24 protein-coding genes are annotated in these 23786 nt (G+C 74.4%); 3 read left to right on the top strand and 21 right to left on the bottom strand.

All coding sequences use genetic code 11. From position 1 onward, the window contains the following. Nucleotides 1-9: 9 nt before the first annotated feature. From rpmF to ACLFMI_RS21700, 5 genes are all read right to left on the bottom strand, one after another. Nucleotides 10-192, bottom strand: coding sequence for a 50S ribosomal protein L32 (gene rpmF, locus ACLFMI_RS21720; protein ID WP_410949767.1), 183 nt, complete (start codon nt 190-192; stop codon nt 10-12). Between the two features lie 56 nt (nt 193-248). Then, nucleotides 249-833: a YceD family protein gene (locus ACLFMI_RS21715; RefSeq protein WP_410949766.1), complete on the bottom strand. Its 585-nt coding sequence runs from the start codon at nt 831-833 to the stop codon at nt 249-251. A gap of 30 nt (nt 834-863) precedes the next feature. Further along, complete coding sequence (locus tag ACLFMI_RS21710; RefSeq protein ID WP_410949765.1) at nt 864-1844, bottom strand: MinD/ParA family ATP-binding protein; 981 nt, start codon at nt 1842-1844, stop codon at nt 864-866. Nucleotides 1845-2092: 248 nt separating this feature from the next. Next, nucleotides 2093-2476, bottom strand: coding sequence for an FAD-dependent monooxygenase (locus ACLFMI_RS21705; RefSeq protein ID WP_410949799.1), 384 nt, complete (start codon nt 2474-2476; stop codon nt 2093-2095). A gap of 108 nt (nt 2477-2584) precedes the next feature. Continuing rightward, nucleotides 2585-3367, bottom strand: a complete 783-nt coding sequence (locus tag ACLFMI_RS21700; protein ID WP_410949764.1) for a helix-turn-helix domain-containing protein — start codon at nt 3365-3367, stop codon at nt 2585-2587. Between the two features lie 91 nt (nt 3368-3458). Between ACLFMI_RS21700 and ACLFMI_RS21695 the strand changes: the two genes are divergently transcribed. After that, nucleotides 3459-3977 (top strand): VOC family protein, encoded by a 519-nt coding sequence (locus ACLFMI_RS21695; protein ID WP_410949763.1) that lies wholly within the window; start codon nt 3459-3461, stop codon nt 3975-3977. Between the two features lie 23 nt (nt 3978-4000). Here ACLFMI_RS21695 and ACLFMI_RS21690 read toward each other — a convergent pair whose 3' ends face one another. The 4 genes from ACLFMI_RS21690 to ACLFMI_RS21675 all read right to left on the bottom strand — a co-directional run bounded on the left by ACLFMI_RS21690 (nt 4001) and on the right by ACLFMI_RS21675 (nt 9480). Continuing rightward, on the bottom strand, nt 4001-4762 hold the full coding sequence (locus tag ACLFMI_RS21690; protein ID WP_410949762.1) for a DivIVA domain-containing protein: 762 nt from the start codon (nt 4760-4762) through the stop codon (nt 4001-4003). Between the two features lie 96 nt (nt 4763-4858). After that, a complete protein-coding gene (gene coaD / locus ACLFMI_RS21685; protein ID WP_410949761.1) occupies nt 4859-5344 on the bottom strand; it encodes a pantetheine-phosphate adenylyltransferase in 486 nt (161 codons plus the stop codon). A gap of 123 nt (nt 5345-5467) precedes the next feature. Next, a complete protein-coding gene (gene rsmD, locus ACLFMI_RS21680; protein WP_410949760.1) occupies nt 5468-6025 on the bottom strand; it encodes a 16S rRNA (guanine(966)-N(2))-methyltransferase RsmD in 558 nt (185 codons plus the stop codon). Between the two features lie 62 nt (nt 6026-6087). Continuing rightward, nucleotides 6088-9480: a pyruvate carboxylase gene (locus tag ACLFMI_RS21675; RefSeq protein WP_410949759.1), complete on the bottom strand. Its 3393-nt coding sequence runs from the start codon at nt 9478-9480 to the stop codon at nt 6088-6090. A gap of 199 nt (nt 9481-9679) precedes the next feature. Between ACLFMI_RS21675 and ACLFMI_RS21670 the strand changes: the two genes are divergently transcribed. Next, nucleotides 9680-10540, top strand: coding sequence for a hypothetical protein (locus tag ACLFMI_RS21670; protein WP_410949758.1), 861 nt, complete (start codon nt 9680-9682; stop codon nt 10538-10540). A 20-nt stretch (nt 10541-10560) separates the two neighbouring features. On the opposite strand, the gene recG is transcribed toward ACLFMI_RS21670, so the two are convergent. Together recG and ACLFMI_RS21660 are read right to left on the bottom strand one after the other, a co-directional pair. Then, the gene (recG, locus tag ACLFMI_RS21665) at nt 10561-12732 is read right to left on the bottom strand and encodes an ATP-dependent DNA helicase RecG (RefSeq protein ID WP_410949757.1); all 2172 of its coding nucleotides are present in this window, start codon (nt 12730-12732) and stop codon (nt 10561-10563) included. Next, on the bottom strand, nt 12732-14501 hold the full coding sequence (locus ACLFMI_RS21660; RefSeq protein ID WP_410949756.1) for a DAK2 domain-containing protein: 1770 nt from the start codon (nt 14499-14501) through the stop codon (nt 12732-12734). Before ACLFMI_RS21660 ends, recG begins: the two co-directional genes overlap by 1 nt. 138 nt (nt 14502-14639) lie before the next feature. Between ACLFMI_RS21660 and rpmB the strand changes: the two genes are divergently transcribed. Further along, entirely contained in the window at nt 14640-14831 is a 192-nt protein-coding gene (gene rpmB / locus ACLFMI_RS21655) for a 50S ribosomal protein L28 (RefSeq protein WP_410949755.1), read from the top strand. Nucleotides 14832-14959: 128 nt separating this feature from the next. Here the strand turns inward: rpmB and ACLFMI_RS21650 are convergent, their stop codons facing one another. From ACLFMI_RS21650 to mbhE, 10 genes are all read right to left on the bottom strand, one after another. Continuing rightward, complete coding sequence (locus tag ACLFMI_RS21650) at nt 14960-15559, bottom strand: DUF1707 domain-containing protein (RefSeq protein ID WP_410949754.1); 600 nt, start codon at nt 15557-15559, stop codon at nt 14960-14962. A gap of 63 nt (nt 15560-15622) precedes the next feature. Further along, entirely contained in the window at nt 15623-16303 is a 681-nt protein-coding gene (locus tag ACLFMI_RS21645; RefSeq protein ID WP_410949753.1) for a uracil-DNA glycosylase, read from the bottom strand. Further along, entirely contained in the window at nt 16303-16827 is a 525-nt protein-coding gene (locus tag ACLFMI_RS21640) for a gamma carbonic anhydrase family protein (RefSeq protein ID WP_410949752.1), read from the bottom strand. Before ACLFMI_RS21640 ends, ACLFMI_RS21645 begins: the two co-directional genes overlap by 1 nt. Nucleotides 16828-16927: 100 nt before the next feature. Next, a complete protein-coding gene (mnhG, locus tag ACLFMI_RS21635; protein ID WP_410949751.1) occupies nt 16928-17503 on the bottom strand; it encodes a monovalent cation/H(+) antiporter subunit G in 576 nt (191 codons plus the stop codon). After that, the gene (locus ACLFMI_RS21630) at nt 17500-17766 is read right to left on the bottom strand and encodes a monovalent cation/H+ antiporter complex subunit F (RefSeq protein ID WP_410949750.1); all 267 of its coding nucleotides are present in this window, start codon (nt 17764-17766) and stop codon (nt 17500-17502) included. The genes mnhG and ACLFMI_RS21630 overlap by 4 nt, the downstream gene beginning before the upstream one ends. Beyond that, the gene (locus tag ACLFMI_RS21625; protein ID WP_410949749.1) at nt 17763-18410 is read right to left on the bottom strand and encodes a Na+/H+ antiporter subunit E; all 648 of its coding nucleotides are present in this window, start codon (nt 18408-18410) and stop codon (nt 17763-17765) included. The genes ACLFMI_RS21630 and ACLFMI_RS21625 overlap by 4 nt, the downstream gene beginning before the upstream one ends. Beyond that, entirely contained in the window at nt 18407-20050 is a 1644-nt protein-coding gene (locus tag ACLFMI_RS21620; protein WP_410949798.1) for a Na+/H+ antiporter subunit D, read from the bottom strand. Before ACLFMI_RS21620 ends, ACLFMI_RS21625 begins: the two co-directional genes overlap by 4 nt. A 5-nt stretch (nt 20051-20055) precedes the next feature. Continuing rightward, a complete protein-coding gene (locus ACLFMI_RS21615; protein ID WP_410949748.1) occupies nt 20056-20511 on the bottom strand; it encodes a Na(+)/H(+) antiporter subunit C in 456 nt (151 codons plus the stop codon). Then, nucleotides 20511-21125, bottom strand: coding sequence for an MnhB domain-containing protein (locus ACLFMI_RS21610; protein WP_410949747.1), 615 nt, complete (start codon nt 21123-21125; stop codon nt 20511-20513). The genes ACLFMI_RS21615 and ACLFMI_RS21610 overlap by 1 nt, the downstream gene beginning before the upstream one ends. Continuing rightward, nucleotides 21122-23506 (bottom strand): hydrogen gas-evolving membrane-bound hydrogenase subunit E, encoded by a 2385-nt coding sequence (gene mbhE, locus ACLFMI_RS21605; protein WP_410949746.1) that lies wholly within the window; start codon nt 23504-23506, stop codon nt 21122-21124. The genes ACLFMI_RS21610 and mbhE overlap by 4 nt, the downstream gene beginning before the upstream one ends. Nucleotides 23507-23786 lie beyond the last annotated feature (280 nt).

Here is a 23786-nt window from a genome sequence, read left to right as displayed (position 1 = left end):
CAGGCGGGGTCAGGCCGGGTTGGTGACCTGCCGGCCGTCGTACTGACCGCAGGTCGGGCAGGCGATGTGCTGCAGCTTCGGCTCGCGGCACGCGCGGTTCGAGCAGGCCACCAGGTTCGGCGCAGTGGCCTTCCACTGCGACCGGCGCGCACGCGTGTTGGACCGCGACATCCGGCGCTTGGGAACGGCCATGATGACACTCCTCAGTACTGATCGATCAGGTCTTCACTCGCCGGGAACGTTCCCGCTCACTCGGCGGAGGGCAGGCGCTCCTTGAGCGCCGCCCAACGAGGATCCAGTGTCTCATGCCCGTGATCCGGCGCGAGATCGGCCCACCGCTCCCCGCACCCGCTGCACAGTCCCGGGCAGTCCTCCCGACAGAGCGGCGCCATCGGCAGCTCGGTGACGACGGCGTCGCGCACGGCCTGGGTGAGGTCGAACCGGTCGTCGACCAGCCGCGGGATCTCGTCGGCGTCGGTGGTCTCCTCGGTCACCGAGTCCGGGTAGGCGAACAGCTCGCCGATCCGGATCTCGATCTCGTCGGAGAGCGGGTCCAGGCACCGGGAGCACTCGCCCTCCAGCCGCGCGGTGGCGGTCCCGGAGACGTAGACGCCCTCGGTCACCGACTCCAGCGACAGGTCCAGCTCGACGTCGGAGGAGTCCGGGACGGCGATCACCCCGGCCAGCCCGATCACCTCGTCGCCGCCGGGGGCGGGGACCGTCCGGGTGACGGTGCGCTGGGTGCCCGGGCGGCGCACCAGCTCACGGGTGCTGAACACCCAGGGGCTGTGCTCGTCGGGACGGGGAGTGTGCTCGGTGCGCTGCGTGCTCATGACCGGGACCAGGGTACGCGCCCGCCCCGGTCAGCCGCCGCGCCGCACGTCGAACGCGTCGGCGACGGTCGCGCCCAGCTCCAGGAATGCGTCGGTGGTGGCCGGGCGCAGCCGCGCCGGGTCGATCCGGCCGCCGGTGGCCAGGTGCGGGTCGTGCGGGATCTCGACGACGCCGCGGACCCGGCTGCGGAAGTGGTCCCGGATCCGCTCGGCGTCGACCTCGGCGCTGCGCCGGTCGCAGGACAGCACCACGACGGCGTCGGCGGCCAGTTCCGCGTGCCCGTGCGCGACCAGCCAGTCCAGGGTCTTGCTGGCCCGGCCCGCCCCGTCCACGGTGGGCGCACCCACCACCACGATCGAGTCCGCGCGGGCCAGCGTCCCCTCCATCGCCGAGTGCACCAGCCCGGTCCCCGAGTCGGTGATGATGATGTTGAAGAACCGGCCGAGCAGGTCGCAGATCCGTTCGTACTCGTCGCGCCGGAAGGCGTCGCCGGACGCCGGGTCCTGCTCCGAGGCCAGCACCTGCAGCCGTCCGGCCAGGCTGGTGTAGCGGGAGACGTCGGTCCAGGTCGTGACGCGCTCCAGGTCGTCGAGCAGCTCGCGGACGGTGATCCGGGCGTCACCGGTGAGCCGGTCGGCCAGGGTGCCGGCGTCCGGGTTGGCGTCGAGCACGACCGCGCGGTCCCCGCGGTGCTCGGACAGGCCCAGCCCCAGGCAGGCCGCCACCGTCGTCTTGCCGACCCCGCCCTTCACCGACGTGACGGCCACCCGGTGCGCCCCGGCGAGCGGGCTGCGGATCCGGGCGAGCAGCGCCGTCCTGGCCTCCTCGGCCTCGCCCGGCCCGGGATTGACCCGGCCGCCGGTGAGTTCGAACAGGGCCCGCCGCCAGCCGGACCGCGGGCGGTCGGCCTGCGGGCGCAGCACCGCGTCCTCGCGGAGGTCGGACGCGGCGTCCGCACCCCGCCCGTCCCCGGACGGATGGGCGGCTCGATCCGCCGGGCGTGTCGTCACGGGGGGTCCTTCCAGCCGGTGCCCGTACCGTTCCCACCACGTCGCCGGGTCGGGCTCGGTCCGGCGTGCCATGAACGGAGCGTAGTACGGCGGTGACGTCCGTCGGTGCATCCGGAACCCGATCCACGGCCCGGCGCCCGACCCGACCCCACAGAACGCGCCTCACGGGACGGGCCGCACCGCACCGCGGATCATGCCGACCAGGGCTCCGACCAGCTCCGGGAGCTCCCCGTCGACGGGCTCGCGGGTCAGCAGCCAGGTATCCATCGCCTGGCCCATGCTTCTGGGCGGCCCGGTCGCAGTGGAAGGCGCCGCACCTGCGAGTGCAGCCCGTCGGCCCCCACCACCAGGTCGGCGTCGACGGTGGCGCCGCCGGCGAGGCCGACGCGGACCCGGTCACCGTCGTCCTCCAGCGAGGCGACGGTGTCACCCCGGATCAGCTCGACCCGGTCCGGCACCTCCGCCAGCAGCACCTCCGCCAGATCCGAGCGGGCGATGCTGACGTACCGCTCCCCCGCGCCGTCGGCGACGCCCGCGACGTCCAGCGAGCCCATCTTGCGCCCGGTCGCGGTCACCGTGCGGAGCTCGCGCAGGTGAAATCCCCGGCGCTCCAGCTCGCCGGCCACGCCCAGCCGCTGCGCGACGTCGTACCCCGCGCCCCAGAAGTCACCACGTAACCACCCCGGCGGAGCTGCGGTGCCTGTTCGCCCCGGCTCCGCGCGGTCCCCGGTCGGTCCGGGTCAGGGTGCGGCCGAGCGCGCGGCCCGACGGGTGACACCGGGCGTTTCCCCACACACCACCCGGTAACGCCGGGTGAAGTGCGCCTGGTCGGCGTAACCGAGCTCCGCGGCCAGCTCCGCGAGCGGGACGTCCGGGTCGAGCCGCAGCCGGGTGGCGGCACGCTGCAAGCGGCGGCACTCGATCAACCACAGCGGGGTCAGCCCGATGTGCCCGCGGACCAGGCGCTCCAGGGTCCGTGGGGCGACACCGACCTGTTCGGCGAGCTGGTCGGCCCGGACGACGTCGTCGCGTTCCTCGGCCAGCGCGCACGCCCGGTTGACCAGCCGTCCGGCCTCGCCCACCCGCCCGGCACAGGGCGCGAGCCAGTCCCGCAGCACGCCCGCGACGGCCCGGCCCGGGTCGGCGGAGTCCTGCATCGCCGTCGTCACCGCGGCCAGCGGGGCACCGGGGAACGGCTCGACCGCGCCCCGCAGCGCGGCCGGGGGCGTCGCGCTGAGCAGCGGCAGCGCGGCGGGACGCAGCAGCACGGCCGCCACCCACGACCGTCCGGCCAGCTCACGGACGTCGACGACGGTCTTCGGTCCGTGCAGGTTCGCGCCGGCCGGGTCGACGACCAGGTTGAACGCCGGGTACTGCAGCACCCGCTGCACGCTGGTCCGGCCGGGCGGCACGTCCCACCGGACGACCCAGGCCCACCGGACGAGCTCGTCGAGCCCGATCGGGGAACGGGACAGCGCCACCTCCGGCGCCCCCGGGGTCAGGTGCCCGCGTGACTCGACCACGCCGCTCCTCCCCGCCCCGAGAACGTCCGCCCCGGGGAACGCCGTCGGGAATCTTCAAGAGCCCGCCGGCACCCGCCGCGAGGCTGGGCCCATGACGAACACCAGCACCGGCACCACCGGGACCGTCGCCGTCACCGGCGCGCACACCACCGACGGCCGCCCGAACGTGAGCACCTCACTGACCCCGCACCTGGTCACCTCGCCCGCCCGCGAGGCGATCGCACTCTACTCCGCGGCGTTCGGCGCCCGGGTCGCGTCGATCACCGAGATGGGCGGCCTGATCGGGCACGCCGAGCTCGAGCTGCCGGCCGGCCGGTTCACCGTCAGCGACGCGATGCCCGGCTACGGCCTGATCGCCGCCGAGCCCGGCGAGCACCCGGTCAGCATGTCGCTCGCGGTCTACGTGGCCGACGTCGACGCCGCCGTCGCCGCGCTGGCCGAGGCGGGCGCGACGATCCGGGAGCCGGTCACGACGTTCGTCTCCGGGGACCGGTTCGCCTCGGTCGTCGACCCCTACGGGGTCCGCTGGGCGATCATGACCCGGGTCGAGGACCTGTCTCCGGAGGAGAGCGAGCGCCGGGTCGCCGAGTGGGCCGCCACCCAGGGGTAGCCGGTCGCCCACCACCCGGTCGATCAGTCGATCAGATCCATCCCGGTGCCGCTCCGCCCGTTCGAGGCGGGGTAGTTGTCGTAGCCGTCGTAACCGCCCTGCCCGTACTGGCCGGACCAGATCTGGCTGCGACCGCGCCCGACGACGCCGAGCGCGTTGTTGAGCGTGGTCTCCAGCTCGGCGAGGGTGGCGTCGACGTAGCCGTCGCACTCCCGGCGCAGCCGGTCGGACTCGGCGTGTGCGGCGTCGGTGACCCGCCCCGCCTCGGCGTGCGCCGCGCGCACCACCTCGGTCTGCGAGACCAGCCGGGTCTGCTCGTTCTGCCCGTCGGCGACGAGCCGGTCGTGCGCGGCGCGACCGGCGTGCGTCATGCGCTCGGCCTCGTCCCGGGACCGGTCGGTCAGCTCTGCGTACTGCCGGCGGCCCTCGGCGACGGCGCGTTCGGCCTCGTGCCGGGCCTCGGCCACGGTGCGCGCGGCCTCCTCCTGCGCCTCGGCGACCAGCCGCTCGGCCTCGGTGCGCGCGTTCTGCAGCGTCTCCTCGGCCTCCGAGGTGGCCGCCGACCGGGTCTCCTCGGCCTCCCGCTCGGCCTCGGAGACCACCTCGTCCCGGCGGTCCAGGACGTCCTGGGCGTCGTCCATCTCGCCCGGGATCGCCTCGCGGACGTCGTCGAGCAGCTCCAGCACGTCGCCACGCGGCACGACGCAGTTGGACGTCATCGGGACGCCACGCGCCTCCTCGACGGTCGTCACCAATGCATCCAGCGACTCGAAGACCCGGTACACGACGCAGATCCTCCCACCGCGGCCCGGAGCTCCCGGCCATTGGCGGCGCTCCCGCGTGTCAAGTTCCGATCGGGTGACCCTCACACGAGCGGGTGCTCAGTCCCCGATCCGCTCGATCAGCCGCTCGTGCACCGCCGCCGGCACGAACGGCGTGACGTCCCCGCCGCCGCGGGCGACCTCCTTGACCAGCGAGCTGGACACGTAGACCTGACCGGGCGCGCCGGGCAGGAACAGCGTCTCGACGCCGGTCAGGTGCCGGTTCATGTGCGCCATCGGGAGCTCGTAGTCGTAGTCGGTCGCGCCGCGCAGGCCCTTCACCAACGCCTCCGCCCCGCGCTCGCGGCAGTAGTCGACAACCAGCCCGGAGAACGCCTCGACACGCACGGCGGGCAGGTCGGCGGTGATCTCGGTGAGCATCGCGACCCGCTCGTCGACGTCGAAGAGTCCCTGCTTGCGCGGGTTCACCATGATCGCGACGTAGACCTCGTCGAACAGCGCGGCCGTGCGTGCGATGACGTCGATGTGGCCGACCGTCGGCGGGTCGTAGGAACCGGGACACACCGCTCGGCGCAGCTCCGACATGCGGCGGAACCTATCAGCCGTTGATCACCCGCGCCGCACCTCGTGACCACGTGCCGCACCCGTTGCGGCGGGTGCGGCAGGCGCGCACCCGGTGCGGCGCCGGACGGGCGGGATGGGTAGGGGTCAGGTGGGGGCGTGTCGGGCGCGGTGCAGGACGGTGTCGCCGTAGCGGCGTTCGCGCTCCGGCGCGAAGCCGGTCGGCCAGGCGAAGGCCCCCGACGACCGCGCGCGCTCCACGACGACCGACGCCCCGTCGGCCAGCCAGCCGTTCCCGGCCGCCGAGGAGAGCCAGCCGGCGACCTCGGCGTCGGGCACCGCGTAGGGCGGGTCGACCAGCACGACGTCGAACGCCAGCGGGGCCTGCCCGGCCAGCACCGTCCCGGCCTTCCCGGCGAGTACCCGCCCGCCGAGGCCGACCGCGGCCAGGTTCTTCCGCAGCACCCCGGCGGCCCGGCGGTCGGACTCGACGAACGCGGCGTCGGCCGCACCGCGGGACAGCGCCTCCAGCCCCAGCGCACCCGAGCCCGCGCAGAGGTCCAGCACGGTGGTGCCGGACAGCCCGGGGTCGTGGTCGAGCGCGGAGAACAACGCCTCCCGCACCCGGTCCGAGGTCGGCCGGGTCCCGGACGGCGGCACGTCCAGGCGGCGGCCGCCTGCGGTGCCTGCTATCAGCCTCGTCATGGCGCCTCCGGCGCCCGTGAGTGGTTATCGCGGTCCTGACCGCGATAACCACTCACGGGGCGCTAGCCCAACTCCACCAGCAGGTCGCCGCCCTCGACCTGTTGCACCTCACCGATCGCGAGCCGGGACACGGTGCCGGCGCGGTGCGTGGTGATCGAGGCCTCCATCTTCATCGCCTCGATCGTGGCCACGGTCTGCCCGGCGTCCACGGTGTCGCCCTCGCCGACCTGCAGCGTGACGACGCCGGCGAACGGCGCCGCGATGTGCGCGTCGTCGTCGCGGTCGGCCTTCTCCGCGGCCTTGACCTCGGTGGCCACCGAGTGGTCGCGCACCGCGACCGGCCGGAGCTGTCCGTTCAGGGTCGTGAGCAGGGTGCGGTAGCCACGCTCGTCGGGCTCGGAGACCGCCTCCAGCTCGATCAGCAACGTGACCCCGGGCTCCAGCTCCACGGTGTGCTCGAGGTCCTCCTCCAGCCCGTAGAAGTAGTCCTTCGAGCTCAGCACCGAGGTGTCACCGAACTCCTCGCGGTGGGTGTCGAAGTCCCGGGTCGGGCCGGGGAACAGCAGCCGGTTCAGGGTGCGGCGGCGCTCGGCGCCTTCCGTCCCGGGCATCAGGCCGCGCCGGTCCTCGATGGTCAGCTCGGCCTTCTCGACCTCGGGGCTGCGGCCCTGGAGCGCGCGGGTCCGGAACGGCTCGGGCCACCCGGCCGGCGGCTCGCCCAGCTCACCGCGCAGGAACCCGATCACCGAGTCCGGCACGTCGAAGCTCGCCGGGTCCTTCTCGAAGTCCGCGGGCTCCACCCCGGCACCGACCAGGTGCAACGCCAGGTCCCCGACCACCTTCGACGACGGCGTCACCTTCACCAGCCGGCCCAGCATCCGATCCGCGGCCGCGTAGCAGTCCTCGATCAGCTCGAACCGGTCCCCCAACCCGAGTGCGATCGCCTGCTGGCGCAGGTTCGACAGCTGACCGCCCGGGATCTCGTGGTGATACACCCGCCCGGTCGGCGAGGCGAGCCCGGACTCGAACGGCGCGTAGACCTTGCGCACCGCCTCCCAGTACGGCTCCATGTCGCCGACCGCGGCCAGCGAGAGCCCTGTCGCCCGCTCGGTGTGGTCGGTCGCCGCGACCAGCGCGGAGAGCGAGGGCTGCGACGTGGTGCCGGCCATCGAGGCGACCGCGCCGTCGACGGCGTCCACCCCGGCGTCGATCGCCGCGGTCAGCGTGGCCAGCTGCCCGCCCGCGGTGTCGTGGGTGTGCAGGTGCACCGGCAGGTCGAACCGCTCCCGCAACGCACTCACCAACGTCCTGGCTGCTGGTGGGCGCAGCAGCCCGGCCATGTCCTTGATCGCCAGCACGTGCGCGCCCGCGTCCACGATCTGCTCGGCCAGCCGCAGGTAGTAGTCCAGCGTGTAGACGTCCTCGGCCGGATCCGACAGGTCCGCGGTGTAGCAGAGCGCGACCTCGGCCAGCGCCGTCCCGGTGTTTCGGACCGCGTCGATCGCCGGGCGCATCTGGGACACGTCGTTGAGCGCGTCGAAGATCCGGAAGATGTCCATCCCGGTCGCCGCGGCCTCGGCGACGAACGCGTCGGTCACCTCGGTCGGATACGGGGTGTAGCCCACGGTGTTGCGGCCGCGCAGCAGCATCTGGGTGCAGATGTTCGGCGCCGCCGCCGTGATCGCGGCCAGGCGCTCCCAGGGGTCCTCGGCCAGGAACCGCAGCGCGACGTCGTAGGTCGCCCCGCCCCAGCACTCCATCGACAGCAGCTGCGGCATCGTCCGCGCCACATGGGGCGCGACCGCGGTCAGGTCCCGGGTCCGGATCCGGGTGGCCAGCAGCGACTGGTGGGCGTCCCGGAACGTCGTGTCGGTGACCGCCACCTGAGTCTGCTCCCGCAGCCGCCGGGCGAACCCTTCGGGCCCCAGCGACCGGAGCAGCTGCGCGGACCCGTCCGGGGCGGCGGCCTCCAGGTCGGTGCCGGGCAGCTTGTCGACCGGCTCGACGACGACCGGCCGGTCGCCGTTCGGCCGGTTGACCGTGGTCTCGCCGAGGAACTGCAGGATCCGCGAGCCACGGTCCGCCGAGGGGCGGGCCCGGAGCAGGTGCGGGCGTTCCTCGATGAAGCTGGTGGTGACCCGTCCGGCCCGGAAGTCGGCGTCATCGAGGACGGCGGCCAGGAACGGCAGGTTCGTCGCGACGCCGCGGATCCGGAACTCGGCGATCGCCCGCCGGGCCCGGCGGGCCGCGTTGGTGAAGTCGTGGCCGTGGCAGGTGAGCTTCACCAGCATCGAGTCGAAGTGCGCGGACACCTCGGCGCCGACGTGCACGGTGCCGCCGTCCAGGCGCACGCCCGGCCCGCCCGGGGACCGGTACACCGAGATCGTCCCGACGTCCGGGCGGAACTCGTTCGCCGGGTCCTCGGTGGTGATCCGGGTCTGCATCGCGGTACCGGTCAGCGTGATGCGGTCCTGGCTCAGCCGCAGGTCGGGCAGGCTCATGCCGGACGCGATCCGCAGCTGGGCGATCACCAGGTCCCGGTCGGTGACCTGCTCGGTGACCGTGTGCTCGACCTGGATCCGCGGGTTCATCTCGATGAAGTGGTGCTGCCCGCGCTCGTCGAGCAGGAACTCCACGGTGCCGGCGTTGACGTAGCCGATCTGGCGCGCGAAGTTCACCGCGTCCGCGCAGATCCGGTCCCGGACGTCCGGGTCCAGGTTCGGCGCCGGCGCGATCTCGACGACCTTCTGGTGCCGGCGCTGCACCGAGCAGTCCCGCTCGTAGAGGTGCACGACGTCGCCTGAAGCGTCGGCGAGGATCTGCACCTCGATGTGCCGCGGGTTCACCACCGCCTGCTCCAGGAACACCGTCGGGTCCCCGAACGCGGACTCGGCCTCACGCATCGCGGCCTCGATCGCCTCACGCAACGCGTCCGGCGAGTTCACCCGCCGCATCCCGCGCCCGCCGCCCCCGGCCACGGCCTTGACGAACACCGGGAAGTCGATGTTCTCCGACGCCGCGAGCAGTTCCTCGACGTCCGATGACGGGTCGCTCGACTCCAGCACCGGCACCCCCGCCTCGCGGGCGGCCGCCACGGCGCGGAACTTGTTCCCGGTCAGGTGCAGGACCTCGGTCGGCGGCCCGACGAAGGTGATGCCCTCCTCGCGGCAGGCACGGGCCAGGTCCGGGTTCTCCGACATGAACCCGTAGCCGGGGTAGACGGCGTCGGCGCCGGCCTTCTTCGCCGCCTTGATGACCTCGTCGACCGACAGGTACGCGCGCACCGGGTGCCCCGGTTCCCCGATCTGGTACGACTCGTCGGCCTTGGCCCGGTGCAGCGAGTTTCGGTCCTCGTACGGGAACACCGCGACGGTGGAGACTCCCAGCTCGAACGCCGCCCGGAACGCCCTGATGGCGATCTCACCCCGGTTGGCCACCAGCACCTTGCGGAACATCGTTCTCCTCTGTCGCTCGGCCGTGCCGTCCGCCCACCGCGCGCCGCGCGGCCCGGCCGGACGGATGATCCTGGCACGCGCGGACCGGGTCCGACCACCGGACGACCACGTGCCGGGACGGGTGCCCGTCCGCCCGCGCGCCGCACCCCCACCCGTCCGGACCGCATCGCGTGGCGCCGGATTCCGGTAGCAATGAGGGATGACACGGCGCGGGTACCGCCAGGGGCACGGGTGGGGGCACGGGCACGGGACGCCGGGGCCCGACCCGCGCTCCGCCCGGTACGCCTACCGGGCCGCCCGGCACGACCACCGCCGGGCGCGACGGCTGCACCGTCGCGGGGGCGGCCCCGGCCGCCCGCTGCTGCTGGTGCTCGCCGGGCTCCTCGGGGTGCTCCTGCTGGCCGGGGCGACGGCGGCGGTGGTGCTGTACGTGCTGGTCCGGGTCCTGCCGTTCCTGCTGCTGGCGGTCGGCGCGCTCGTCTGGGTGCGGGCGCGGCACCGCCGGGCCGCCCCGCAGCCGCCCGGTGCCACGGCACCCGGGCCCACGGCCGCCGAGACCGCCGAGTCCGCCTGGCGCCGGGCCCGGGCCGACTTCCAGCGGGTGCGCGCCGACTTCGCGGCGCACGAGACCGACCCGATGGCCGTGCTGCGCCGGCCCGCGCTGAGCGACGTCGCGGTCCCCAGCACCGCCCGGTTCGTCGACGCGTTCGCCGCGGCCCAGGCGCTGGACACCGACGGCTACCCGGGCGAGCCCTACGGCGCCTCCTACGTCCGGTCGGTCGAGGTCGCCCGGCGGGCCTGGCAGGCCGCGGTCGAGGCCGCCGACCGGATCCGGCTCACCGGGCTGGACCTCGAGGAGCGGCACACCGTGGAGCGGGTGCTCAAGCTGCTCACCACGGCGCGCGACTCGGACTCCGAGCCGGAACGGGTCGCGGCCTACGCCCGCGCCCGCGCCGAGATGGACCGGCTCGACCGGTCCGGCGTGGTGCACCTGCCGAAGCCGGCCCGCGCCCACCTGGACGCGGCCGCCCGTGGCGCGCTGCCCGGCGGCCCCGCGTAGCGGCGGCACGCCCGCTCCAGCTAGGCCTTGTCCAGGAAGGCGGCGCGTTCCTCGTCGCCGATGGTCTCGCCGACCAGGGCGTGCAGGCCCGGGTGCGCGCGCAGCCCCGGGTCCCGGGTGACCAGGTCCTGGGCGTAGACCTGCGCCTTCGCGATGACCTCCTCGTGCCGCCGCAGCGACAGGAGCTTCAGCCCGGAGCGGGACCCGGACTGGCTGGCACCGAGCACGTCGCCCTCGCGGCGCAGCTCCAGGTCGAGGCGGGCGAGCTCGAAACCGTCGGTCGTGCCGGCGATCGCGTCGAGGCGCTCCCGGGCGGCGGTGGCCGCGGGCGTCTCGGTGACCAGCAGGCACAACCCCGGCACCTGCCCGCGCCCGACCCGGCCGCGGAGCTGGTGCAGCTGGGACAGGCCGAACCGGTCGGCGTCGAGCAGCACGATCCCGGTCGCGTTCGGCACGTCGACGCCGACCTCGATCACGGTCGTGGCCACCAGGACGTCCAGCTCGCCGCGCTCGAAGGAGCGCATGACGGCGTCCTTCTCGTCCGGCGGGAGCTTTCCGTGCAGGACCCCGACCCGCAGCCCGGCCAGCTTCTCGGTGATCATCGGTGCGATCTCGAGCACGGCCAGCGGCGGGCGCCGCTTCTCCTCGCCCTCCTCCGGCGGGGGCTCGTCCAGCTCCGGGTCGCCCTTCTCGGTGTCCCCGACCCGCGGGCACACCACGTAGCACTGGTGGCCCTTCTCGGCCTCCTCGCGGACCCGCTGCCAGACCCGCTCGAACCAGGTCGGATGCTCGGCGACCGGGACGACCGTCGTCGCGATCGGGGATCGGCCGCGGGGCAGGCCCTGCAGCGCCGACACCGTCAGGTCCCCGTAGACGGTCATCGCGACCGTCCGCGGGATCGGGGTGGCGGTCATCACCAGCATGTGCGGCGCGGTCTCGCCGCGGGCCCGCAGCGCGTCCCGCTGCTCGACGCCGAACCGGTGCTGCTCGTCGACCACCACCAGGCCGAGGTCGGCGAAGCCGACGGTGTCCTGGATCAGCGCGTGCGTGCCGACGACGATCCCGGCCGCTCCGGACTGGGCGTCCAGCAACGCCTGCCGTTTGGCCCGCGTCCCCATCGACCCGGTGAGCAGGGTGATCGAGGTGGCGCCCTCGGCGGCGTCGAGCTCACCGGCCCGGCCGAGCGGGCCGAGCAGCGCGCGCAGCGAGCGGGCGTGCTGGGCGGCGAGCACCTCGGTCGGGGCGAGCATCGCGGCCTGCTTGCCTGCGTCGATCACCTGCAGCATCGCCCGCAGCGCGACGATCGTCTTGCCGGCACCGACATCGCCCTGCACCAGCCGGTTCATCGGGTGCTCGCGGGCCAGGTCGTCGGCGATCTCCTCGCCGACGGCGACCTGGCCCTCGGTCAGCTCGAACGGCAGGTCCGCGTCGAACGCCTCCCGCAGCCCGCCCGGCCACGGCTCGCAGGCATGCGCGGGCCGGGACGCCGTCGCCTGCCGGCGCAGCGCCAGCGCCAGCGCGACGCCGAGCGCCTCGTCCCAGACCAGCCGGTGCTGCGCGGCGTGGATGTCGGACTCGGACTCCGGCACGTGGATCCGGCGCAGCGCCCGGCCCAGGTCGCTCAGTCCCTCCCGCTCGCGCATCGCCTCCGGCAGCGGGTCGGTCGGGTCGTCGATCTGGTCCAGGGCGAGCCGGGCCGCGCGGGCGACGGCCTGCGAGGTGATCTTGGAGTTCGCCGGGTAGACCGACAGGAACGGCCGCAGCGAGTCCGTCTCGTCGATCTCCTCGAACTGCGGGTGGGTGAGCTGCGGCTTCTGCCGGAACATCCCGACCTTGCCGGAGAACACCCCGCGCACCCCGGCCCGGACGAAGCCCTGGAGCTTGCGCCCGTTGAAGAAGGTGCACTCCAGCTCGCCACCCTTCTCGTCCCGGATGACGGCCTTGAGCATCTTCCCGCGCCGCTGGCGCATGTCGCGCAGCTCGGCCCGCTCCACCTGCGCGACGACCGTGACGTGCTCGCCCGCGACCAGACCGGCGATGTCGGTGAGCCGGCCGCGGTCGACGTAGCGCCGCGGGTAGTGCCGCAGCAGGTCCCCGACGGTGTGCAGCCCGAGCGGGGCCAGCGCGTCCGCGGTGCCCTTGCCGACCGGCCCGTCCAGCCGGCTCTCCAGGTCGTAGAAGTCGGTCTCCACTACTCCACCCCCAGCACCAGCGGGAAGTCCGGCTGCCCGCCGTGGTGCACTGCGACGTCGACCTCCGGGTGGGTGCGCCGCAGGTCCTCGGCCAGCCGCTCGCCCAGCCCGTCCGGCGCGGCGGCGCCGAGCAGCACTGTCACCAGCTCCCCTCCCGGAGTCAGCATGCGGTGAGCCAACCACAGGGCCCCGACGGCGAGATCCGGGGCGATCAGCACCACCTCGCCGTCGGAGATGCCCAGTACCTCACCCGGCCGGCACCGACCGGCCCAGGTGAGCGCCTCGGCATCGGCGACCTGCAGCCCGCCGGTCCGGGTGCCTGCGGCGGCCTCGGCCATCGCCACCGCGTCGTCAGAGGAACGGCGGGCCGGGTCGTGCACGGCCAGCGCGGCCAGGCCCTGCGGCACCGACGTCGAGGGCACGAGCACCACCTCGACGCCGCCGGCCCGGGCGGTGGCCGCGGCCCGCTCGGCGACCTCGCGGCGGTGCGCGGCACACGGCAGCACGACGACGTGTGCCGCGCCGGTCGCCCGGACGGCCGCGACGACGTCGTCCTCGGTCGGGTCCGGGTCCGCCGCCAGCACCTCCGCGCCGGCCGAGCGGGCGAGCTCCGCGGTACCCGGACTCTCGATCATCAGCAGCACCGCGCGATCCCGCGGCACCGGGGCCGGCGGGAGCGCCTCGATCCGGATCGACGACGGCCGTCCCACGTCCAGGCCCGCCTCGATCGCGGCGCCCGGTTCGGCGGTGTGCACGTGCACCCGCCATCCGCCGGTGCCGTCGCCGGCGATCACGACCGAGTCCCCCAACGCGTCCAGCCGGGCCCGCAGCTCCGCCGGGGCGTCCGTGCCGGCGCCGGCGAGCCAGTAGGTGACCTCGTAGACCGGCGGTGCCGCGGGCGGGACGGGCGCACCGTGACCGGTGCCGGGCGGCCCCGGCCGGGCGATCCGGGTGTCCGGCGGCGGGCCGGGATCGCCGCCTGCCGCGACGACCAGCGCGTCGAGGACGACGACCAGGCCGAGCCCGCCGGCGTCGACCAGCCCGGCCCGGACCAGCTCCGCGGGGCGACCGGCAGCCCGGGCGAGGCCGGCCCGGGCGGCGTCGGCGGCGACCCGGGCGGCCCGCAGCAGCGCACCCGCCCGGTCGGCCGCACCGGGCTCCGCCTCGCGCGGGCCGCCGCCGTCCTCGGCACGGTCGGCCGGATCGGCCTGATCCGCACGGGTTCGCTGCGTCCGCACGGGATCGGATCCCGTGCGGACGACGCAATCCCGTGCGGACGGGGCCGGGTCGACCGTGGCGGCGACGGCGGCGGCCGCGGCGGCGAGCACGCTCAGCGCGGTCCCGGGCCGCGGGGCGGACACCGCGCGGGTGGCCAGCGCCGCGGCCCGCCGCAGCGCGCCGGCCAGCAGCTCCCCCGCGCCGCGGGGCCGGGCGGCGGCGGTCCCGGTGGCGTCGGTCCCGGTGGCCTCGGTGCCCGCCGCCGCCAGCTCGTCGGCGACCCCGCGGAACAGCTGGGACAGGATGATCCCGGAGTTGCCGCGGGCACCGCGGACCGCGGCGGCGGCCAGCGCGGCGGCGGCCCGGGCCGGACCGCCGTCCAGCGGCGCCGATGCGGCCGCCCGGGCGGTGAGCAGCAGGTTGGACCCGGTGTCGTGGTCGGCGACCGGGAAGACGTTGATCCGGTCGATCTCGGCCCGGCCTGCGGTCAGCCGCTCGGCGGCGGCGTCGATCCAGCGGCGCAGCAGCGCGGGGTCGAACGGCGGGGCCACGGGTCCCAGCCTAGAGATCGGCCGGGGCGGCGCGGGCCCCGCCGGAGACCGCGCGGCACCGATCGCTAGACTTGGTGGCCGAGCCCCGGCACGTCCGGGGCTCGAACATCTGTCCGCCAACATCGAGGAGTGTCCGACGTGGCTGCCGTCTGCGACGTCTGTGGCAAGGGTCCGGGCTTCGGCATGTCCGTCTCGCACTCGCACCGCCGCACCAAGCGCCGCTGGAACCCGAACATCCAGACCGTGCGGGCCGCCATCAACGGTGGCAACCGCCGGCGGCTCAACGCCTGCACCTCCTGCCTCAAGGCCGGGAAGGTCACCCGCGTCTGACGCAGGTGCGCAGCGAGACCCGAACCACCGAAGGCCCGGATCCCACCAGGGACCGGGCCTTCGTCGTGTTCAGGCCGTCGTGTTCAGGCCGTCGTGTTCAGGCCGTCGTGTTCAGGCCGGTGGGCGCGCTATCCCAGGACGGCCTTCCACCAGCCCGAACGCGAGCCGCGGACGGTGAGCGAGCCCATCCCCACCTTGCCGTGCACCACCAGGTGCGGGCCGCCGCCGGCGCGGCCGGGCACCTTGGTCCTGATCTCACCGCCCCACGACTCGACGACGCCGTCGACGTCGGCGCTGGCGCCCTCGGGCAGCACCAGCACGACCTCCCCCATCCCGGTCGACACCTCGACGTCGATCCGCGGCGGCAGGTGGCGGGCCTCGGACAGGTCCAGGTGGATCGTGCCCATGCTGGTCGTCAGCTTCAGCGCCGCGGGGACCTGCCAGTCCCCGGTCCGCTTCAGCGTGCCGGCGCCGGTCCGCAGGTGCACCCGCTCGGACGGGCCCGCCGGGACGGCCGCTCCGGGCACCGGACCGGCGGCCGGGGCACCGCCGGGCAGGTCGGCCAGCGGCGGGCCCAGCTCGGACGCGGTGCGGGCCGCGTAGACCACCCCGAGGCGTTCCTCGAGCTCGGTCAGCGTGATCCGGCCCTCGCCGAGAGCGTCGTGCAGCCGCTTCGCGGCCGCCTCGCGGTCGGCATCGGATATGCGTATCGAGTCAGGGTCGCTCACCCGGCCCAGCCTAATGCCCCGTCCGGGGTCGATCCGACCGGTGATCGACTCACGGAACGTGCCTCAGGGCAGCTTCCAGTCGACGGCGTCCCCGCCGATCTCCTCGAGCAGGTCGTTGGCCCGGCTGAACGGCCGCGACCCGAAGAAGCCCCGGTCGGCCGACATCGGGCTGGGGTGCGCCGACTCGACCGTCGGGACATCGTCCAGCAGCGGGACCAGGTTGCGGGCGTCCCGGCCCCAGAGGATCGCCACCATCGGCTCGGCTTCCCGGGCGACCAGGGCCCGGATGGCCTGCTCGGTGATCTCCTCCCAGCCCTTGTCGCGGTGCGAGCCGGGCTCGCCGGGCGCGACGGTGAGGCACCGGTTGAGCAGCAGCACGCCCTGCTCGGTCCACGGCGTCAGGTCCCCGGAGGACGGCGCCGGGTGCCCGAGGTCCTCGCCGTACTCGCGGAAGATGTTCTGCAGCGACCGCGGCAGCGGCCGGGTCTCCGGCGCCACCGAGAACGACAGCCCCACCGCGTGCCCCGGCGTCGGGTACGGGTCCTGCCCGACGATCAGCACCCGGACCTCGTCGAACGGCTGCTGGAACGCGCGCAGCACGTTCGCCCCGGCCGGGAGGTAGCGGCGGCCCGCGGCGATCTCGGCGCGCAGGAACTCGCCCATCTCCGTGACGGTCTCCGCGACCGGCTCCAGGGCCTGCGCCCAGCCGGCCTCGACGACCTCCTGCAGTGGCTTCGCGGCCATCAGTCCTCCAGTTTCCGCAGCTGCTCGCGGAACCGGCGCCCGCGGTCGACATAGGACTCCACGGCGTGCCGGTACCGGTCCGCGGGTACCTCGTACCCCTCGCGGACCCGGGCCGGGACGCCGAGCGCCATCCGGTAGGCCGGGACGTCGGCGTTCGGCGAGACGACCGCGCCCGCGGCCACGGTCGCGCCCTCCCCGATCGTGGCCCCGTTCAGGACGACCGACCCGGAGGAGATCAGCGCCCGGTTCCCGACGGTGGCGGCCTCGATGTGCACGTTGTGCCCGACGGTCACCTCGTCGCCGATGACGGTGGGCTGCCGCAATGTGGTGTGGATGATCGACCCGTCCTGGATGCTGGTGCGGGCTCCGACCTCGATCCGGCCGTCATCGCCGCGCAGCACCGCGGTCGGCCAGACCGTCGCCTCCGGCCCGAGGGTCACGTTGCCGATGACCACGGCATCCGGGTGGACGTAGGCGGTCGGATGGATGTCGGGTTCGGTGTCACCGAGCGCGTACACAGGCACACCAGGAGGGTACGAGGCCCGCGATCGGCCACTGTCGACCCCTCGGCCCCGCGGGGCCCACCAGGAGTGCGCCCGCCGGACCGCGGCCCCGCCGGGGCGGCTACCGCTCGCCCGCGCCGTCCCCGCGGGCCCGCCGGTCGCCGTCACTGCCCCGGCCGGGGCCGTCGGATCCCGCCGGCCCGGCCCCGGCGCCGTCGGCCGGGTCCTCGTCCGGGTCGTCCTCGGTACGGTCCGTCCGGTCCAGCCGCAGCGTGGCCCCCGGCGGCTGTCCGGGCGCCCCGTCCCCGCCGGGCTCCCCGTCCCGCGGCACGACGACCGCGCGGGCGTCGGCCTCCATCCGGACCCCGAGATCGTCGACGACCAGCGACTCCCGCTCGATCGCCCCGCTGCGGTAGGCCGAGCGGCCCACCACCTGCGAGATCACCGGCGCTGTGAGCATCTGGAACATCATCACCAGCACCAGCGTCGACGCGTTCTCGAACTCCAGCCGCACCGCGACCCCGACCAGGATCAGCAGCAGGCCCAGCGTCTGCGGCTTGGTGGTGGCCTGCAGCCGCGCCGGCAGGTCCGGCAGCCGCACCAGCCCGAGCGCGCCGAGCAGGCAGGACAGCCCGCCGAGCAGCAGCAGCACGGCGGAGACGACATCGGCTGTATTCCCCAACCCCGCGGCGCTCACCGGTGCCGCTCCCATCGCTCGACGAGCCGGGCCGCGGTCGCCGTCCCGACCAGCGCGATCAGCGCGACCGCGACCAGCAGCGGGATGTTCGACCCGTCCGAGTAGATCGCGGCGTACACCGCGGCGGCCGCCACGATGAGCACCACGAGGACGTCCAGGGCCGCGATCCGGTCCAGCGTGGTGGGGCCCTGCAGCAGCCGCCACATGGTCAGCGCGGCCGCCGCGGTCAGCATGGCCAGTACGAGGGCGTAGACGACGGTCACCGGTGGTCCTTCCCGACCGCCAGGGCGTCGAGGGCGGCCCGGCAGCCACGGATGTCCGCGTCGGTGCCCATCGCCTCGACCACCCGCATCTGCAGGGTCAGCATGTCCCGACGCACCCGCGCCACGGCCCCGGTCCGGTGCAGCCCGAGCGCGTAGACGTACCAGCGGTTGCGCCGCCGGTCGATCTGCAGCACGAAGCTGCCCGGGGTCAGAGCGCAGGCCGCGGCGATCGTCGTCGCGGTGCGGTCGGACTCGGCGTACAGCGGCAGCCCGATGATCCCGGCGCTGGCCCGCGGGCCGTGCCGCAATGTCACCGCACTCACCCGGATCCCGGACACGAGCAGGTCGAGCAGCACGAACGAGGCCAGGCGCAGCGTCTTCACCGGCCGGACCGGCATCCGCTCGGGCAGCAACGGCAGCGGGAACAGCAGCGTCACGACGAGCCCGACCAGCAGCCCGCCCACGAGCGTGGTCGCCGTGAGACTGCCCCACAGCAGCACCCAGACCACGGCGAGCGCGAGCACCTGCGGGATGCGCCGCGGCAGGCTGCCGACGGCGGCGCCGCCGCGCATCGGATCGGACTCGGTGTCCGGGCGCGGCGGGGGCACCCGGGCGGGCGTGCGGCCGGACTCGTCGCCGCTCACGGCGTCACCTCCGGGGCGGTCGCGGGGGCCATCGCGGTGCCGTCGGCGCCCGTGCCGTCGGCGCCCGTGCCGTCCGGAACCGCGGCGACCGGCTGCGCACCGGGGCCGCCGGGCTCCACGTCCGGGCCCAGCACCGCGACCCGGTAGTCGTCGCGGGTCTGCAGATCCTCGCCCGCCCGGCCGGTGACCGCCGACAGCGGGCCGGCGAACAGCGCGATCAGGATGCTCACCACCACCAGCGACGACGCGCCGACGTACATGCCGCGGGCACTGCGTGCGGTCCCGACGACGAGCTCGTCGTTCGGGTCGTCGTCGGACAGCGGGTCCTTGGGTGCCCCCCAGAACACCCGCACCCACACCCGGGTCACGGCGTAGAGCGTGAGCAGGCTGGCCGACACCACGAACGCGGCCACGACCCCGGTGCCGAGTCCGGCTTCGGCCCCGGCCCGCAGCAGCGCCAGCTTGGCCACGAACCCGGACGTCGGTGGCAGGCCGGCCAGGGTGATCGCCGGGATCGCGAACAGCACGGCCAGCCTCGGCGCGGTCCGCGCGAGCCCGCCCATCTGCTGGATCGACACCGTCCCGGTGCGACGCGTGATCAGGCCGCTGACCAGGAACAGCGTCGCCTGCACGGTGATGTGGTGCACGACGTAGAGCGCGGTCCCGGCGAACCCGGACGGGGTGTAGACGGCGAGCCCGAACAGCATGAACCCGATGTGGCTGACCAGCAGGAACGACAGCAACCGGTTCAGGTCGTCCTGCGCGACGGCGCCGAGCGCACCGACCACCATCGTTACCGCGGCGATCACCAGCAGCAGGGTCGAGGGATGGTCCTGGGGGAACACCAGGGTCTGGGTGCGCAGCAACGCGTAGATGCCGACCTTGGTCAGCAGCCCGGCGAACAACGCGGTGACCGGCGCCGGGGCGTTCGGGTAGCTGTCGGGCAGCCAGAAGTGCAGCGGCACCATCGCCGCCTTGATCCCGAACACCACCACCAGCAACAGCCCGAGCACGGTGACCAGGCCCGGCGGGAGCTGGTCCACCCGCCCGGCCAGGTCGGCCAGGTTCACGGTGCCGGCGGCCGCGTAGACCAGCGCCACCGCGGTCAGGAACAACAGCGACGAGGTCAGCGACACGATCACGTAGGTCATGCTCGACCGGATCCGGGCGGCGGTGGTCCGCCGGGTGATCAGCACGTAGCTCGAGGCCAGCATCACCTCGAAGGCCACGAACAGGGTGAACAGGTCGCCGGTCAGGTAGGCCAGCGACACGCCGGTGGAGAGCAGCAGGAAGATCGGGTGGAACGTGGTGCTGGCGGTCTCCCGACCGTAGTCGGCGATCCGCTGGTCGATCGCGTACACCAGCACCGCCAGGGTGACCAGCGTCGAGATCAGCAGCAGCAGCGCGGAGAGCCGGTCGGCGACCAGCACGATCCCCATCGGGGCCGGCCAGCCGCCCAGCTCGGCGACGACCGGGCCGTGGGCGTCCGCGGCGACCAGCAGCACCGCGGCGACCACGGACACCGCGACCAGCATGACGACGCCGATCGCCCGCTGCAGCGACGCCCGGCGGCTGACCAGGACGCTGAGCGCGGCCCCCAGCATCGGCAGCAGCACCGGCAGCGCCACCAGGGCCTGCAGTGCGGTCACTTGCGGCCCTCCTCGAGCTCGTGCGAGTCGGCGGTGTCCTCGGGTGCGTCCTCGGTCTCCTCGGCGGAGCCCTCCTCCATCGCGCTGTCCGGCTTGTAGCGGGCGGCGATCCGGCGGTCCTCGACGTCGTCCTGCACCTCGTCGTGCCCGACCAGGACCCAGGACCGGTACCCCAGCGCCAGCAGGTAGGTGGTGAGCGCGAAGGTGATCACGATGGCGGTGAGCGCGAGCGCCTGCGGCAGCGGGTCGGTGATCTCCTCCAGCCCGACGGCGTCCATGATCGGGGCCCGGCCGGGCGGGCCGCCGGCGAGCTGCAGCAGCAGGTTCGCGCCGTGGCCCAGCACCACGATGCCGATCAGGATCCGCATCAGCGACCGCTGCATGAGCAGGTAGAACCCGACCGAGTAGAGCACCGCGAGCACCACGGCCATGCTCAGATTGACCGTGTACATCAGCTGCCCCCGCCGGAGCGCACCCGGGCGCTCTCGCCGGCCTCGCGGGCGTCCCGGGCGATACCGCTGCCCAGCGAGCGCAGCAGGTCCAGCACCACGCCGATGATCAGCAGGTAGACACCGAGATCGAGCACCAGGCTGGAGACGAGGTCCAGGTAGCCGAACGGTCCGAAGCTCAACGTGAGCTTCGCGCTGGACAGCACCGGCTCGCCGAACAGCAGCGGTGCGAGCGCGGTGAGAACGGCCAGCGTCAGCCCGGCGCCGACCAGCACCGGGGGGCGGACGCGGAACTTCGACCCGAGGTTGTCGTCGCCGCCTGCGATGTGCCGCAGCACGAACGCCAGGCCCGCGACGAGCCCGCCGGAGAACCCGCCGCCGGGCCCGTAGTGGCCCTCGAACAGCAGGTAGACCGAGAAGACCAGCACCGTCGGGAACAGCAGCCGGGCCGCGGACTCCAGCACCAGGGTGCGCTCGCGGATGTCCGGGCAGGCCCCGGGCAGCATCCACCGGCCGCTGGGCTGGTCCCAGCCGGACCACGTCGACTCGTCGGGGGGCGGGGTCGCTCCGTCCGGTCCGGTGGCCCGCTCCGAGGCCCGATCCGCTGACGTGCTCAATGGCCCAGCACCTCCTTCTCGTGCTTCGACGACCCGGCGCCGCTGACGACGGTCCGGCCGGGCTTCCTGCGGTCGTAGCGGGTGGCCAGGACCAGGCTCGCCGTGCCGGCGGCGCAGATCAGCAGGATGGTGATCTCACCGACGGTGTCCAGGGCCCGGAAGTCGACCAGGATCGCACTGATCACGTTCGTGGCGCCCGCGTCCGGGGCGGAGCGGACGAAGTCCGCGGTGGTGGACGGGGCGAGGGTCCGGGCGCCGGACAGCGACACCGCGAGCCCCGCGACCATGATCCCGCCGATCCCGGCGACCAGCGCCTTCGGCAGCCGGACCCGGTGCTCGCTGTCCGGTTCCGCGAAGTGCGCGGGCAGCCTGCGCAGCACGAACACGAACGCGACCAGGGTGAGCGTCTCCACCAGGAACTGGGCGAGCGCGAGGTCCGGGGCGCCGTCGATGACGAACAGGCCGCCGATGCCGTAGCCGACGGCGCCCACCAGGAGCACCGCGGTGAACCGGCGGCGGGCCCGGCAGAGCGCGAGCGCGGCCACGATCACCAGCAGGCCGACCGGGACCTGCATGATCGAGTGGTACACGACCTGACCCTGCGGCGCCGTGCCCCGCACCAGCAGCACCACCCCGGGCAGCACGATCAGGGTGGTGAGGATGACGCCGAGGTAGACCGGCAGCGATCCGATCTGCAGCCGGCCGGTGACGGTGATGGCGCCGCGTTCCAGGCCGGTCACCACGGCCTCGTAGCCCCGCTGCGCGGACACCCGCGACACGCGCTGGTGCCCGGTGACCCCGGTTCCGTAGCGGTGCAGCAGCAGGCCGCCGACGACGGCGAGCGCCGACAGCCCGAGCTCGGCACCGACCCCGTGCCACAGCGCCAGCGCGTAACGCCCGGCGTAGCCGGCGCCGACCGGTGGCAACGCCTCGGCGTACCCGGCGGCGAGCGACTGCACCAGCGGGGCGGCGAAACCGCCCGCGATCCCGGCCAGCGCGCAGATCCAGGCCGGCCAGGACAGCCCCGCCGGCACCGGGTCGCCGCCGGTCGCGGTCAGGCCCTTGGTGGCGAATGCGCCCCACAGGAACCGCGCGGTGTAGGCCGCGGTGAGCAGCGATCCGGCCACCAGGCCGATCAGCACCAGGGTGCCGCGGACCCCGCCCTCCAGCACGAACGCGGCGTAGGCCGCCTCCTTGCCGACGAAGCCGAGCATCGGTGGCAACCCGGCCATCGACAGGCCGGCCAGCGTCGACAACACGGCCAGGCCCACCCGGCGCCGGCCCAGGCCGCACAGCTCGCGCAGGTCACGGGTGCCGCACGCCTTGTCGATCGCGCCGACCACCATGAACAGCGGCGCCTTGAACAGGCCGTGTGCCAGCAGCAGCGCGATCCCGGCCAGGGCCGCGACCCGGGACCCGGTACCGAACAGAACCATCAGGAAGCCGAGCTGGGAGACGGTGCCGAAGGCGAGCAGCCGCTTGAGGTCGGTCTGGCGCAGCGCCCGCCAGCCGCCGAGCAGCATCGTGGCCAGCCCCAGCAGCACCACCGGCACCCACCACACGGCGTAGCCGGCGAAGGCCGGGCTGAGCCGCGCGACCAGCACCACGCCGGCCTTCACCATCGACGCCGCGTGCAGGTAGGCGCTGATCGGGGTCGGGGCCGCCATCGCGTGCGGCAGCCAGGGGTGGAACGGCAGCTGCGCGGACTTGGTCAGCGCGCCGAGCAGGATCAGCACCAGGGCGAGACCGAGCGCGACCGGCCGGCCGGCGCCCAGCACCCCGGCCGAGGCCAGCTCGATGATCTCCGGGATCCGGTAGGTGCCGGCCAGGTCGCCCAGCAGCACGATGCCCAGCAGCATCGCCAGCCCGCCGAACACGGTGACCACCAGCGCCTGGACCGCGGCCCGCCGGTTCTCCCGGTACTGACCGCCCTGCCCGACCAGCAGGAACGACGTCAGCGACGTCAGCTCCCAGAACACGTAGAGGGTGAGCAGGTCGTTCGCCAGGACCAGGCCCAGCATCATCCCGGCGAAAGCGACCAGCAGCGCCGCCGAGCGGGCCGCGTCCGTCGAGCGCGGTCCGAAGTACCAGGCCGCGTAGACCATGATCAGCGCCCCGACCCCGGACACCAGGACGACCATCGCCAGGGCCAGCGCGTCCAGCCGCAGGCTCAGGGTCAGCCCGAGCTCCGGGGCCCAGGCGATCTCGTCGGTGACCGGGCCGCCCGCACCACCGATCGCCTGCGGGGCCTGGGCCATCGCCCACACCAGGGTGGCCGCGAGCAATGCCGCGCCGGCTCCGAAGGCCAGCCGCCGGTTGTACCGGGCGAGTGCCGGCAGGCACGCCGCCAGGACGAGATGGGCGGCCACGAGGGCGAGCACCGGCACCTCCTGGGGTTCTGGGGTCGCGAACGTACGAGCGGGCGGCGGACACGACCGGACCGGGGAGTGGTGCGGGCGAGATGATCAGCCGCCGGTGCCAGGCCGGCGGTGACGCCTCGGATCATCCTATCGGCGCAACCGGGCGTTTCGCCTGCCACCGTACCGGGACTCACTCCGCCGATCGCTCGGCGAAGCAGCGGGATCGGGGCCTCCGCGGTGCGCATCGAGCGCGCCTGCCGGCCGGTGTCCGCAGGTCATGCGAAGTGCCATCGCCGCGGGC

Source organism: Pseudonocardia nantongensis, from assembly GCF_046546495.1.
In the GTDB taxonomy this organism is placed as follows: domain Bacteria; phylum Actinomycetota; class Actinomycetes; order Mycobacteriales; family Pseudonocardiaceae; genus Pseudonocardia; species Pseudonocardia nantongensis.
The sequence above is the reverse complement of the archived record's forward strand: the minus strand, read 5'-3'. Positions and strand labels throughout refer to the sequence as shown.

Excerpts from the sequence above, each read along its gene's own strand:
- rsmD (WP_410949760.1), bottom strand. The coding sequence starts at position 6,025 with ATGACGAGGCTGATAGCAGGCACCGCAGGCGGCCGCCGCCTGGACGTG.
- ACLFMI_RS21675 (WP_410949759.1), bottom strand. The coding sequence starts at position 9,480 with ATGTTCCGCAAGGTGCTGGTGGCCAACCGGGGTGAGATCGCCATCAGG.
- ACLFMI_RS21670 (WP_410949758.1), top strand. The coding sequence starts at position 9,680 with ATGACACGGCGCGGGTACCGCCAGGGGCACGGGTGGGGGCACGGGCAC.
- ACLFMI_RS21615 (WP_410949748.1), bottom strand. The coding sequence starts at position 20,511 with ATGTACACGGTCAATCTGAGCATGGCCGTGGTGCTCGCGGTGCTCTAC.
- coaD (WP_410949761.1), bottom strand. The coding sequence starts at position 5,344 with ATGTCGGAGCTGCGCCGAGCGGTGTGTCCCGGTTCCTACGACCCGCCG.
- rpmF (WP_410949767.1), bottom strand. The coding sequence starts at position 192 with ATGGCCGTTCCCAAGCGCCGGATGTCGCGGTCCAACACGCGTGCGCGC.
- ACLFMI_RS21645 (WP_410949753.1), bottom strand. The coding sequence starts at position 16,303 with ATGGCCGCGAAGCCACTGCAGGAGGTCGTCGAGGCCGGCTGGGCGCAG.
- ACLFMI_RS21695 (WP_410949763.1), top strand. The coding sequence starts at position 3,459 with ATGACGAACACCAGCACCGGCACCACCGGGACCGTCGCCGTCACCGGC.
- ACLFMI_RS21715 (WP_410949766.1), bottom strand. The coding sequence starts at position 833 with ATGAGCACGCAGCGCACCGAGCACACTCCCCGTCCCGACGAGCACAGC.